General features: G+C 73.5%; 9 protein-coding genes. 7 read left to right on the top strand and 2 right to left on the bottom strand.

Annotated elements, in window-relative coordinates:
* Positions 1-71: 71 nt before the first annotated feature.
* The 7 genes from AQJ58_RS11110 (at position 72) to moeZ (ending at position 8,824) form a co-directional block, all read left to right on the top strand.
* The gene (locus AQJ58_RS11110; RefSeq protein WP_067248213.1) at positions 72-1,043 is read left to right on the top strand and encodes an alpha/beta fold hydrolase; all 972 of its coding nucleotides are present in this window, start codon (positions 72-74) and stop codon (positions 1,041-1,043) included.
* A 289-nt stretch (positions 1,044-1,332) separates the two neighbouring features.
* Positions 1,333-2,394, top strand: a complete 1,062-nt coding sequence (locus AQJ58_RS11105; protein WP_067248209.1) for a DUF3152 domain-containing protein — start codon at positions 1,333-1,335, stop codon at positions 2,392-2,394.
* Between the two features lie 255 nt (positions 2,395-2,649).
* Positions 2,650-4,401 (top strand): DUF3492 domain-containing protein, encoded by a 1,752-nt coding sequence (locus AQJ58_RS11100; RefSeq protein ID WP_067248206.1) that lies wholly within the window; start codon positions 2,650-2,652, stop codon positions 4,399-4,401.
* Entirely contained in the window at positions 4,398-5,549 is a 1,152-nt protein-coding gene (locus tag AQJ58_RS11095) for a hypothetical protein (protein ID WP_067248202.1), read from the top strand. The genes AQJ58_RS11100 and AQJ58_RS11095 overlap by 4 nt, the downstream gene beginning before the upstream one ends.
* 324 nt (positions 5,550-5,873) lie before the next feature.
* Positions 5,874-6,836: an NAD-dependent epimerase/dehydratase family protein gene (locus tag AQJ58_RS11090; RefSeq protein WP_067248199.1), complete on the top strand. Its 963-nt coding sequence runs from the start codon at positions 5,874-5,876 to the stop codon at positions 6,834-6,836.
* Positions 6,824-7,582 (top strand): spherulation-specific family 4 protein, encoded by a 759-nt coding sequence (locus tag AQJ58_RS11085; protein WP_067248196.1) that lies wholly within the window; start codon positions 6,824-6,826, stop codon positions 7,580-7,582. Before AQJ58_RS11090 ends, AQJ58_RS11085 begins: the two co-directional genes overlap by 13 nt.
* Before the next feature lie 63 nt (positions 7,583-7,645).
* Positions 7,646-8,824: an adenylyltransferase/sulfurtransferase MoeZ gene (gene moeZ, locus AQJ58_RS11080; protein WP_067248193.1), complete on the top strand. Its 1,179-nt coding sequence runs from the start codon at positions 7,646-7,648 to the stop codon at positions 8,822-8,824.
* 74 nt (positions 8,825-8,898) lie between these two features.
* Here moeZ and AQJ58_RS11075 read toward each other — a convergent pair whose 3' ends face one another.
* Together AQJ58_RS11075 and AQJ58_RS11070 are read right to left on the bottom strand one after the other, a co-directional pair.
* Complete coding sequence (locus AQJ58_RS11075) at positions 8,899-10,458, bottom strand: alpha/beta hydrolase (protein WP_067248190.1); 1,560 nt, start codon at positions 10,456-10,458, stop codon at positions 8,899-8,901.
* Positions 10,459-10,619: 161 nt separating this feature from the next.
* Positions 10,620-12,164, bottom strand: coding sequence for an alpha/beta hydrolase (locus tag AQJ58_RS11070; RefSeq protein ID WP_067248187.1), 1,545 nt, complete (start codon positions 12,162-12,164; stop codon positions 10,620-10,622).
* Between the last annotated feature and the right edge of the window lie 227 nt (positions 12,165-12,391).

Raw genomic sequence — 12,391 nt, 5'->3', positions numbered from 1 at the left:
ACCTGCCCCACGTCCCTCTTGTGATGCCGAACACACATGGCCGCACGTGATCGTCTCGTAACATTGCCCGCATGTCTTCGACCGAGCTGCCGTCCGTGCCGCCCACCAGCGTGCTGCCGAGGGTGGCCTCCGTCAGGGTCGCGGAGGGCGAGCGGCTGCGGTCCGTCGGTCTGCCGGGCGTCACCCTGACCGTCCGGTCCCGGCCCCCCGCGCGCGAGGGGCTCGAACCCGCTCTGTTCGTCCACGGCCTCGGCGGTTCCTCGCAGAACTGGTCCGCGCTGATGGCCGGGCTCGACGGGGCCGTGGCGAGCGAGGCCGTCGACCTGCCGGGCTTCGGCGACTCCCCGCCGCCGGACGACGGCGACTACTCGATCACCGCACACGCGCGTGCCGTGATCCGCTACCTCGACGCCTCCGCCCGCGGCCCCGTGCACCTCTTCGGCAACTCCCTCGGCGGCGCGGTGTCCACGCGCGTCGCCGCGGTGCGCCCCGACCTGGTCCGCACCCTGACCCTGGTCTCGCCGGCCCTGCCCGAGCTGCGCGTGCAGCGCACAGCCATCCCGACCGGTCTCGCCGGCCTGCCCGGGGTGACCGCGCTCTTCAGCCGCCTCACCCGCGACTGGACGGCCGAGCAGCGCGTCAGGGGCGTCCTCGCGCTCTGCTACGGCGATCCCGGCCGCGTCTCCCCGGAGGCCTTCCGGCACGCCGTGGAGGAGCTCGACCGGCGGCTGCAACTGCCCTACTTCTGGGACGCCATGACCCGCTCCACGCGCGGGCTGCTCAACGCCTACACTCTGGGCGGCCAGCACGGGCTGTGGCGCCAGGCCGAGCGCGTTCTCGCCCCCACCCTGCTGATCTACGGCGGCCGCGACCAGCTCGTCGGCTTCCGCATGGCCCAGCGGGCCGCCCGCGCCTTCCGTGACTCCCGCCTGCTCACCCTGCCGGACGCCGGGCACGTGGCGATGATGGAGTACCCGGAGACGGTGGCCACCGCCTTCCGCGAGCTGCTCGCCGAGACCGCCGACGCGAAACCGGGGGGCTGAGACTCACGTGGGACGCCACAGTAGGCGTGGACCTGCGCCCAAGAGCGCACCCGAGAACTCCTCCCGCGCCTCCTCGGGAGCCCCCGGCCCGGTGGCGTCCGGGCGCCACCCCGACGGCACCCCTGTGGCGCTTCCCGACGGCACGCCGTCGCACGGGGTTCCCCGCCATCCCGACGGCACCCCAGCGCGCGCTGTCCCGCAGGTCCGCGGGGGGCACCCCGAGCTGCGTGAGGCAGGCGGCGGCTGGGGCGACCTGAGAGGCGGTCAGGCGGGAGCCGCGGCACAGCCGGTGATACCGCGTCAGCGTCCGGTGCCGCCGCAGGGCCCGCGATCCGGTCCCCGCCAGGAGTACCTCGACGCCTTCGACCGGGGCGAGGGCGACGACGTCTTCACGCGCCCGGGACGGCAGTTCACGCCCACGCGCGCGTGGCGCGCCCAGGTGTCCGGCCCCGGGGCGGGCGAACTGCCCGGGGGCGGCCCGTACGGTGGCGGTCCCGGCTCCGGGGTGGACGGCTACGCGCCGCCCACGGGCGCACCCGCGAACGGCAGGGGCACGAAGGGGCGGACCTTCACCGGGATCGCCGCCGCCGCGGTCACGACCGTGCTGGCCGTCGTCGTGGCGGGGCAGGTGACCGACGGTCGCGACGCCAACCGCGTCCGGTCGCAGTCGGCCGCCGGGAGGGCCGCGGACGGGGCGCTGGAGTCCGCCGCGCCGGGCTCGTTCGCAACCCCCTCCGCACAGGCCGTGACGCTGACGTACGGCCAGAAGATGGCGACCAGGTACCCGCTGGACGCGAAGCTCAAGGGTTCCGGGAAGTTCGACGCGATCCCCGGCGTCGACAGGGCGCCGGGCAAGGGGCGGAAGTTCACCTACCGGGTGGACGTGGAGCAGGGTCTCGGTCTCGACGGCGAGCTGTTCGCGCAGGCCGTGCAGAAGACCCTCAACGACGACCGCAGCTGGGCGCACGGCGACGCGCGCACCTTCGAGCGGGTCTCCTCCGGAAAGCCGGACTTCGTCATCACCCTCGCCAGCCCCGGCACCACCGCCTTCTGGTGCGCCAAGTCGGGTCTGGACACCACCGAGGACAACGTCTCCTGCGACTCCGCCGCCACCGAACGCGTCATGATCAATGCGTACAGATGGGCCCAGGGATCACGTACATACGGTGACGCGATCCATGCGTACCGGCAGATGTTGATCAACCATGAAGTCGGCCACCGGCTCGGCTACCACCACGAGAACTGCCGGAAGGACGGCGAGCTCGCCCCCGTCATGCAACAGCAGACGAAGTTCCTGGACCACAACGGCATCCACTGTCTCCCCAACCCCTGGGTGTATCCCAAGAGTTGACGGGCGGTCCCGCCGGGGGCGCGCGGGGCGCGGGAGGCGGAGCAGGCCGGCTGAACGCGCCGTGACGTTTCGCATCCGAGTGAACTCCTAGCGCGACCGAACGCGACCCGCACGGGAAAGTTACGACCGTTCACCCCTTTTGGTGGCGCGATGGACAACCGTCCGTCGCGCCACCGCCTTGTCCGCATACGTTCTTCCCGCTGTGAGCCGCCGGGTCAACGGCGGCTCCCCGGAGGGGAGATCGGGGGTGCGTGCGTGCGCATCGGACTGCTGACGGAGGGTGGTTATCCGTATGTGGGCGGTGACGCCGGACTCTGGTGCGACCGGCTCGTGCGCGGGCTCGGGCAGCACGAGTTCGACATCTACGCGCTCAGCGACGGACCACACCGGGAGCGATCGGGCTGTCTCACACTCCCGCCGCAGGTCAGGCGGGTGCGGACGGCACCGCTGTGGACGGCCGAGGAGGACGGGGTCGTGTACGGACGGCGCGCACGCCGGCGCTTCACCGAGTGCTACGGCGACCTCGTGGCCGCCCTCTGCGACAGCTCACCCGCCCAGGCGGACCGTTTCGCCAGTGCGCTCTACGGCCTCGCCGAACTCGCCCGGGACCAGCGCGGGCTCGTGGGAGCGCTCCGCTCGGAAGGCGCCGTCCGCGCTCTGGAGCGCGCCTGCCGTGCTCCCGGCGTGCTGCGCACGGCGCGCGAGGCGCGCGTACCCGAGCTGCTGACCGTCACGGGACAACTCGAACGCGCCCTGCGCCCTCTCTCGCTCGACTGGTACGGGTCCGACGGCCCGCACGACGGCACCCTCGCCTCGGTGGACCTGTGCCACGCCGCCTCCGGTGGTCCCGCCGCACTGCCCGGGCTCCTCGCACGCCACTTCCACGACGTGCCGCTGCTCGTGACGGAGCACGGCGTGCGCCTGCGGACGCACTACTTGAGCTCGGGGGCGCCCGGCGCGTCCGCCTCCGCGACGAGCCCGGCGGTCCGCGCCCTGCTCGCCGCCTTCCACGGCCTGCTCGCCGCCGAGACCTACCGGCAGGCGGCCCGCCTCGCCCCCGGCAACGCGCACGCCCGCCGCTGGCAGGAACACTGCGGCGCCGACCGCGCCAAGGTGCGCACGATCCACCCGGGGATGGACGACACGCCCTTCGCGGACGTGGGCGACGCACCGGACACCGCCGACCCGCACACCCTGGTCTGGGTCGGCCGGGTGGAACCGACGAAGGACCTGGTCTCCCTCCTGCACGCCTTCGCCCAGGTCCGCACCGAACAGCCGAGGGCCCGCCTGCGGATCGTCGGCCCGCCCCCCGGGCCCGAGGGCAGGGCCTACCTCGGGCACTGCCGGGTGCTGGCGGCCCAGCTCTTCCCCGACGAGGCCGAGGGCCCGCACGCCGTCGGCACCAACCCCGTGTCCTTCGAGGAGCTCGGCGGCCCGGAGGCCCCCACCCTCGCCGAGACCTACGCCTCCGGTGCCGTCGTCGTCCTGTCCAGCGTCGTCGAGGGTTTCCCCCTGGGGCTCGTGGAGGCGATGTTCTGCGGCCGGGCGACCGTGTCCACCGACGTCGGCGCCGTCGTCGAGGTCATCGGCGGCACCGGGCTCGTCGTCCCGCCGCGCAATCCGCGGGCGCTCGCGCAGGCGTGCGCGGCCTTGCTGCGCGACCCCGAGCGCCGTGCACGCCTGGGTGCGGCCGCCCGCGCCCGCGCGCTGGAACTCTTCACCGTCGAGCAGAATGTCGAGGCCTACCACGGCATGTACCTGGAGATCGTCTCCCAGTGCCCGGCCCTCGGAGTCGCGCTCGACGAGGCCGGCGACCCCCGTCCGTTCGCCGTCCCCGCCGAGGCCCGACTGCCCGGCCGCTGGACCGGCCTGGGCGCCCGGGTCACCGCCCGCCGGGGCCCGGGCTGGACGGCGGGGCCGCCCGTGCGGGGGGTCTCGGCGCGCGGTGGCCCACCCGCGCAGGGCACGTCGGCCTCCGCGGCTCCCCTCGCCGAGGGGGCGCGATGAGCGGCCTGGACGAACTCGACCGGCCCGGTGACCCGCAGACCCCCGCCGCGCCCCGCCGCGGTGCCGGGGACCCCGTGAAGGCGCTGATGCACCGTCACCGGGAACTGTGCGAACGCGCCGTCGACCCGATGGAGATCGCGGCGGGCCTGGAGGCGCACGGCGTGACCGACCGCACCGCCGCCCGCTTCCGGCACCGGGACGTCTTCTCCCTGGCCGAGGAGATGTACGCCCGTATCCCGCGTGGCGACGACACACCGCCGCCCCCCGCATCCACGGCCCTCCCGCGCCCCCGTCCGGACCGCGCCCTGCTCACCCTGCTGCCGGGCGCGCTGTGCGCGGCGGCGCTGACCGGACTGCGGTTCACCGACGGGCGGCCGCGCCTCCTCGTGGCCGCCGCCGGCGTCCTCGCCGTCACCCTCGCCCTGCGCCAGGTCCTCGCCAAGGGCCCGCTCGGCCCCCGCCGCGGCACCCGGCCCGGCCGGCGCAGGACCGCCCTGTGGACCGTCCTGCTCCTCGCCCACGCCGCCCTGGGCGAGGGTCTGCTGCGCGCCGCCGTGGCAGGAGGTCCCGACGGACCGCCCACCGGCGCACCGGACGGCCCGTGGCCCTTGGCCGCCGTGCCCCTGCTCACCCTCACCCTGGCCTGCGCCCCCGCCGCCTGGTGCGCCCACCTCCTCACCGCGGGCGCCTGCCGCCGACTCGACGCCAGCCGTGGTCTGGAGGAGTTCAGCGCGTCCGTCCAGCCGGTCCTGCTGGGTGTGTTCACCCTGTTCCTGGGCGCCCTCGGCGCCCTGACCGCCGTGTGCGCCGCGGCCCTGGACGAGCCGCCCGCGTACGCCCCCACCCTTACCCTGGGCGCCCTCCTCTTCCTCGCCCGCCTCCTCACGGCGCACGGCTTCCCCCAGGTCCCCGCGGTCGTCCTCGCCGCCACGGGCACCGCCACGGCCCTCGCCCCGGCCACGGTCCTCGCGGCTCGCCTGCCCGGCTGCGGCGCTCTCGCCGTCCCGGTCGACACCCTCGTCACCGCCTGGGGGCCGGCGAGCGTTTCGGTCCTGCTCTGCGCGGCCGCCGCCCTGCCCCTGCTCGTCCACGCCTTCCGCACCCTGAGCCGGGCCTCCGCCCACGCGCGAACGGCCCACCGGTGCTGACCGGCCCCGCCTCCCGCACCCCGGCCCGGGCCCCGGACCGCCAAGGCGGCCCGCGGCCGACCGCCGGCCCCCGACCACCGCGCGCAGCGCCACCCCCACCGTGCGCCGACCGCACGACGCACGCGCTCCTCCATCCAGCCGCAGGCAACCGCACCACCCTCGAAGGAGAGAACAGATGACCACCTCCCGATCCGGAGCGACCGGAGCCACCGGGACACCCGCGGTCGCAGGAGCCCCCACGGCGACAGGAGCAGCCGCGACCCCCGGGGCGAGTACGGCCCACGCGGCCCCGGCAGCCGCAGCGCACACCGAGGGAGCCGCACGATGAGGGTCCTGCTCACCGGAGCCAACGGCTACCTCGGCCGCTTCGTCGCCGACCGCCTGCTCGCCGACCCGGCCGTCCAGCTCACCGCGCTCGGCCGCGGCGACGACGCCGACGTCCGCTTCGACCTCGCGTCCGGCAGCCCCGGCGCGCTCACCCGCTTCCTCGACGCGGTCCATCCCCAGGTCGTCGTCAACTGCGCGGGCGCCACCCGCGGCGGCGCCCGCGAACTCACCCGGCACAACACCGTCGCCGTCGCCACCGTCTGCGAGGCCCTGCGCCGCAGCGGCTGCGGCGCCCGCCTGGTGCAGGTCGGCTGCGGCGCCGAGTACGGCCCGAGCCAGCCCGGCTCCTCCACCGCCGAGGACGCCGTCCCCCGCCCCGGCGGTCCGTACGGCGTCAGCAAACTCGCCGCCACCGAACTCGTCCTCGGTTCCGGCCTGGACGCCGTCGTGCTCCGGGTGTTCTCCCCGGCCGGCCCCGGCACCCCGGCGGGATCACCCCTCGGGCGCCTCGCGGAGGCCATGCGCCGGGCCATGCAGTCCGGCGACGGCGAACTCAAACTCGGCGGACTCGGCGCCCAGCGCGACTTCGTCGACGTCCGCGACGTCGCCCGCGCCGTGCACGCGGCATCCCTGTCCGCCGCCCAGGGCGTCATCAACATCGGCTCGGGGCGCGCCGTCCGCCTGCGCGACGCCGCCTCGATCCTCGCGCGCGTGGCCGGGTACGGCGGCGCCCTCCACGAACTCGACGGGCCGCCCGGCGCCCATCTGCGGCCGGCCATCGGACACCCCCGCGCCGACCCCGACCACGCGGTCCCGGTCGCGTACCCGTACCCCGACGGCTGCGGCAGCTGGCAGCAGGCCGATGTGCGCACCGCCCGCGACCGGCTCGGCTGGCGGCCCCGGATCAATCTGGAGGAGTCCCTCGCCGACATCTGGATGGAGGCGGCATGTCGTATCTGACCGGCACGCCGACAGGGGCCGCGGGCACCGGGACCACCGACCTGCGCACGGGTCTCGGTATGCCCGGCACGGCCCACCCCCTGCTCGCGCCGGCCGAGTGGGGCTCGCTCATCCGCGCGGGCGCGGCCCTGCGCTGGGTCGTCCTGAACGTCGCCGACGGCCCCGGCGTCCGCCCCGACCCGCACTGCCTCCAGGCCGTCGGCGGACTGCGCAACGCGGGCGTCCACGTCCTCGGCCACCTCGACCTCGGCCACGGCGTCCGCGCCTTCGCCGAGGTGCTCTCCGACGCGCGGCGGCACCTCGACTGGTACCAGGTCGACGGCTTCCTCCTGGACCGCTGCCCGGCCGGACGCCCTGAACTCCCCGCGGTCCGCAGCACGGTCGGCGCCCTGCGCGCTCTGCGTGACACGCCCCACATCGTCCTCGGTCACGGCACCCACCCGCACCCCGGCTACGCCGAGCTCGCCGACCAACTGGTCACCTTCCACGGCTCCTGGACCGACTACCGCTGGTCGCAGGTGGCCGAGTGGACCGCCGACCATCCGCCCGAGCGGTTCTGCCACTTGGTGCACGGCGTGCCCCGCGGTCATCTCGACGAGGCCCTGCGCATCGCACGCTGGCAGGGCGCGGCCACGATCTGGTTCACGGATCGGGGGGACCGGGGCGGACTGGACGACCCCTGGGAGACCATGCCCGGCTACTGGGACGACATCGTCTCGCGCATCGGAACGGGTGTCTCGGAATGAAGAAGGCCGTGGCAGTGTTACGGGGAGAACAACTGTAGTGATCGACCGACCAACGGAGTCCCCGTGTCGCTGCCACCCCTGGTCGAGCCAGCCGCTGAGCTCACCGTAGACGAGGTTCGCCGGTACTCCCGCCACCTGATCATCCCCGACGTCGGGATGGACGGGCAGAAGCGGCTGAAGAACGCCAAGGTGCTCTGCGTGGGCGCCGGCGGCCTGGGCTCGCCGGCGCTGATGTACCTGGCCGCGGCGGGTGTGGGCACGCTCGGCATCGTGGAGTTCGACGAGGTCGACGAGTCGAACCTGCAGCGCCAGATCATCCACAGCCAGGCCGACATCGGCCGCTCCAAGGCCGAGTCCGCGCGCGACTCGGTCCTCGGCATCAACCCGTACGTGAACGTGATCCTTCACGAGGAACGGCTCGAGGCCGAGAACGTGATGGACATCTTCAGCCAGTACGACCTGATCGTCGACGGCACGGACAACTTCGCGACCCGCTACCTGGTCAACGACGCGTGCGTGCTGCTGAACAAGCCGTACGTCTGGGGCTCGATCTACCGCTTCGACGGCCAGGCCTCGGTGTTCTGGTCCGAGCACGGCCCCTGCTACCGCTGCCTGTACCCGGAGCCCCCGCCGCCGGGCATGGTCCCCTCCTGCGCCGAGGGCGGCGTCCTGGGCGTGCTGTGCGCGTCCATCGGCTCCATCCAGGTCACCGAGGCCATCAAGGTCCTCACCGGCACCGGTGAGCCCCTGGTCGGCCGACTGATGATCTACGACGCCCTGGAGATGCAGTACCGCCAGGTGAAGGTGCGCAAGGACCCGAACTGCGCGGTCTGCGGCGAGAACCCGACCGTCACCGAACTCATCGACTACGAGGCGTTCTGCGGCGTCGTCTCCGAGGAGGCCCAGCAGGCGGCCGCCGGCTCGACGATCACTCCCAAGCAGCTCAAGGAGTGGATCGACGACGGCGAGAACATCGAGATCATCGACGTCCGCGAGCCGAACGAGTACGAGATCGTCTCCATCCCGGGCGCCAAGCTGATCCCGAAGAACGAGTTCCTCCTGGGCACCGCCCTGGAGGGGCTGCCGCAGGACAAGAAGATCGTCTTGCACTGCAAGACGGGTGTCCGCAGTGCGGAAGTCCTGGCCGTCCTGAAGTCCGCGGGCTTCTCGGACGCCGTCCACGTCGGTGGCGGTGTCATCGGCTGGGTCAACCAGATCGAACCGAGCAAGCCGGTCTACTGACCCCGTCGGCAGGCGCGACCGCTTCGATCGGAGGGGGGTCCGGGTACTACGAGTGCCCGGGGCCCCCTCCGCCGTCATGAGCAGACCTTGCCGTCCTGCGGCACCGTGCCCTTGAGCAGATAGGCGTTCACCGTCGCGTCCACGCAGTCGCTCCCGCTGCCGTACGCCACGTGCCCCTCGCCCTTCCAGGTGAGCAGCACCCCGACCCCCTCGCCGAGTTCGTCCGCCATCCTCCGGGCACCCTCGTACGGGGTCGCCGGGTCCCCGGTGTTGCCGACCAGCAGCATGGGCGCCGCGCCCGGCGCGCTCACCTCCGGGGTGTCGTACTGCCCGGCCACCGGCCAGTCGTGACACCAGCCGGCCGTGTCCCAGCCCAGGAAGTCCCCGAACACGGGTGAGATCCTCTCGAACTCCGGCAGCCGCTTCCTCGCCTCCTCGGCGGTCGGCCGCTGCTTGTCGTCCGAGCACGATATGACCCGTTGCGCATGGGACGCCGTGCCGTAGTGCCCCGAGGAGTCCCGCTCGTTGTACGTGTCCGCGAGCGCGAGCAGCTCGGTGCCGTCACCCTGCTCCGCCGACTCCAGGGCGCTGGTCAGGGCCGGCCAGCTCTGCTCGCTGTACAGCGGCAGGACGATCCCGGTGACGGCGAGGGCCTGGTTCAGCCGCCGCCCCTCGGACGTCGGCAGCGGATCCCCGTCGAGCCGCTCCAGGAGGTCCGCGATCTTCGCGGTGCCTTGCTCGGGGTCCTGGCCCGTCGACTTCAGATAGTCGTCCAGCGCCCGCTGGAATCCCCTCGCCTGGTTCTCGGCATGGCCCACCGCGTCGGCGGTCGGGTCGACGACCGCGTCGAGGACCAGCCGCCCCACGTGCTCAGGGAACAGGTGGGCGTACACGCCGCCGAGTTCGGTGCCGTACGAGATCCCGAAGTAGTGCGTCTTCGTGTCGCCGAGGACCTGGCGCATCAGATCCATGTCACGGGCGGTGTCGGTGGTCGACACATGGGCCAGCAGATCGCCCGCGGCCTTCGCGCAGCCCCGGCCGAAGGCCGCGGCGTCACTGAGGTATGCCTCTTCTTCGGTTGCGGTGTCCGGGGTGCTGTCGAGGGACTCGGCGGCCTGGATGTCCTTGTCGTCGCGACAGCGGATGCCCTCGCTCGCGCCCACCCCGCGCGGGTCCCAGCTGACCAGGTCGTACCGCTCGCGGAGAGCCGAGAAGGTGGAGCCGTAGGGCGGCAGGGTGGCCACGCCCGAGCCGCCGGGGCCGCCGAAGTTGAACAGCAGCGACCCGATCCGCTCGCCGCCGCTGCCCCGGGACCTGGCGCGGATCAGCGCGAGACCGATGGTCTTTCCGTCGGGCTTCGACCAGTCCAGGGGCACCTTCATGGTGGCGCACCGCCACTCGCTGCCCGGAGCGGCCGAGTCCGCGCGGCCCCGGCAGCGCCCCCAGTCCACCTTCTGCCGGGTGAGTGCTGCCGGGAGGGCCGCCCTCGCCGTACGCGATGAACCCACGGACGGCCGCGCGTCGGCTGACGGCCGCTTCTCGTCCTCCCCGCCCCCCGAGGAGCCGCCGGCGCAGCCCGCCGCGAGCAGCGCGGCGGCGGCTGCCAGAGCCGTCCACCGTAGGAATCGCGCCATGTGCCCTACCCCCTCGCCGACCGTCCGCGCCGGGTGGCGGGACGGGTGTCAGGCCATGGTAGGTCGAGGGCGGTCCACTCGTCGGAGCCTGTGGATAACGCTATGACCTGCAGTTTCTTGGGGAGTGGGAGGGAAGCGGGGAGGTGCGCTGCGGGGGAGCGTCAGGAGCAGACGGTGCCGGCGGTCGGCACCTTGCCCTCCAGCAGATAGCCGTCCACGGCCGCCTGCACACACCTGTTCTTGCTGCCGTAGGCGCCGTGCCCCTGCCCCCGGTAGGTCAGCTCCACGCCGACGCCCTTGCCCAGCGCGGTCGCCATCCTGCGTGCCCCCTCGTACGGGGTCGCCGGGTCGCCGGTGTTGCCCACGACGAGGATGGGCGCCGAGCCGGGCGCGTGGACGTCCGGGTGGTCGGCGGCGCCCGGCACGGCCCAGTCGGTGCAGCCCACCATGGACCAGGCCAGGAAGTCCCCGAACAGGGGTGAGGCGGCGCGGAACTCCGGCACCTTCGCCTCGACCTCCTCGGCGGAGTAGCGGGGCCGGTCGTCGGAGCAGTTGATGGCGGTGTTCGCGGCGGCGATGTTGCTGTACTCGCCGTTGGCGCTGCGGCCGTTCATCGAGTCGGACAGCAGCATCAGGATCCTGCCGTCCCCGTCGTAGGCCTGTTCCAGGCCCTCGGTCAGGTACTCCCAGAAGTCCTTCGAGTACAGCGACTGCGCGATGCCGTTGGTGGCGGCGCTCTGGGTCAGGACGCGGGGGAAGACGCCGGGGATCGGTTTGGCCTCCAGACGTCTCAGCAGGGCGGCGATCCGGTCCCGCACGTCCTGCGGGGTGTCGCCGACGGGGCAGCCCCCGGACCGGGACGTGCAGTCCTCGGCGAAGTTGTCGAGCGCGAGCTGGAAGCCCCTGGCCTGGCCGAGGGCCCCCTGCTCCGGCGTCTGCGTGGGGTCGACGACCGCGTCGAACACGGCCCGCCCCACGTTCTTCGGGAACAGGTGGGCGTACACGCCGCCGAGTTCGGTGCCGTAGGAGATGCCGAAGTAGTGCAGCTTCGTATCACCGAGCACCTGGCGCATCAGGTCCATGTCCCGGGCCGCGTCGGTGGTGCGGACATGCGGCAGCATCGTCCCGGAGTGCTTGCGGCAGGCCGCGTTGAACGCCTCGGTGTTGTCGAGCAGCGCGGCGCGCTCGGCGGCGTCGTCGGGGGTCATGTCCTGCTGGAAGTACGCGTCGAGCTGCTGGTCGTTCTCGCACGTCACCCCCGCGCTGCGGCCGACTCCGCGCGGGTCGAAGCTCACCAGGTCGTAGCGGGTGCGCAGGGTCGTGTAGTCCTCGCCGAACGCGGGCAGGGTGCTGACGCCCGAGCCGCCGGGCCCGCCGAAGTTGAACACCAGCGACCCGATCCGCCGGTCCGGGGAGCCGCTCGCCTCGGCCCTGATCAGTGCGATCTTGATGGTGTCGCCTCCGGGGTCGGCCCAGTCCCGGGGCGCCTTCATCGTGGCGCACTGCCAGTGGTCGCCGTCCGGCAGCGGGGACGGGGCGGTGCCGCCGCCCTCGGACGCGGACGGGGCCGGACAGTCCTCCCAGTCGAGCTTCTGCGCCGTCAGGTCCTCGTCCCCGGCGTCCTCGCCGCAGCCGGCCAGTGCGGAGGTCAGCAGCAGGGCGGTCGCGGTCAGGGCTGCGGCGCGCAGACGGGCGGGGTTCGGCATGGTCCCATCGTGGGGTCGGGCCCGCCCCCGCGCGCGGGGCACGGGCCGTACGAGCTACGCCGTACCGCTAGTGCTGTGACCGGAAAGGTTTGCCGGAAGCTCGCGGCGTCCGGCGCTGGGGGCACCTCCCACGCCATTCAGGCAGTGGGGGGAGCATCGCAAGGCGGAGCATCGCCCGCGTACTGGATGTACTCGGGTGATGCGCCAACGCGGCGAGGTGCCGTGCC

The sequence above is a fragment of the Streptomyces sp. DSM 15324 genome (assembly GCF_001514285.1).
In the GTDB taxonomy this organism is placed as follows: domain Bacteria; phylum Actinomycetota; class Actinomycetes; order Streptomycetales; family Streptomycetaceae; genus Streptomyces.
Note: the sequence above shows the minus strand (reverse complement) of the source record. Positions and strands in the feature narration are given on the sequence as shown.

What these genes read in the sequence shown, in the direction of transcription:
- AQJ58_RS11110 (WP_067248213.1), top strand. Translation starts at nt 72, where the DNA reads ATGTCTTCGACCGAGCTGCCGTCCGTGCCGCCCACCAGCGTGCTGCCG.
- AQJ58_RS11095 (WP_067248202.1), top strand. Translation starts at nt 4,398, where the DNA reads ATGAGCGGCCTGGACGAACTCGACCGGCCCGGTGACCCGCAGACCCCC.
- AQJ58_RS11090 (WP_067248199.1), top strand. Translation starts at nt 5,874, where the DNA reads ATGAGGGTCCTGCTCACCGGAGCCAACGGCTACCTCGGCCGCTTCGTC.
- AQJ58_RS11085 (WP_067248196.1), top strand. Translation starts at nt 6,824, where the DNA reads ATGTCGTATCTGACCGGCACGCCGACAGGGGCCGCGGGCACCGGGACC.
- AQJ58_RS11075 (WP_067248190.1), bottom strand. Translation starts at nt 10,458, where the DNA reads ATGGCGCGATTCCTACGGTGGACGGCTCTGGCAGCCGCCGCCGCGCTG.
- AQJ58_RS11070 (WP_067248187.1), bottom strand. Translation starts at nt 12,164, where the DNA reads ATGCCGAACCCCGCCCGTCTGCGCGCCGCAGCCCTGACCGCGACCGCC.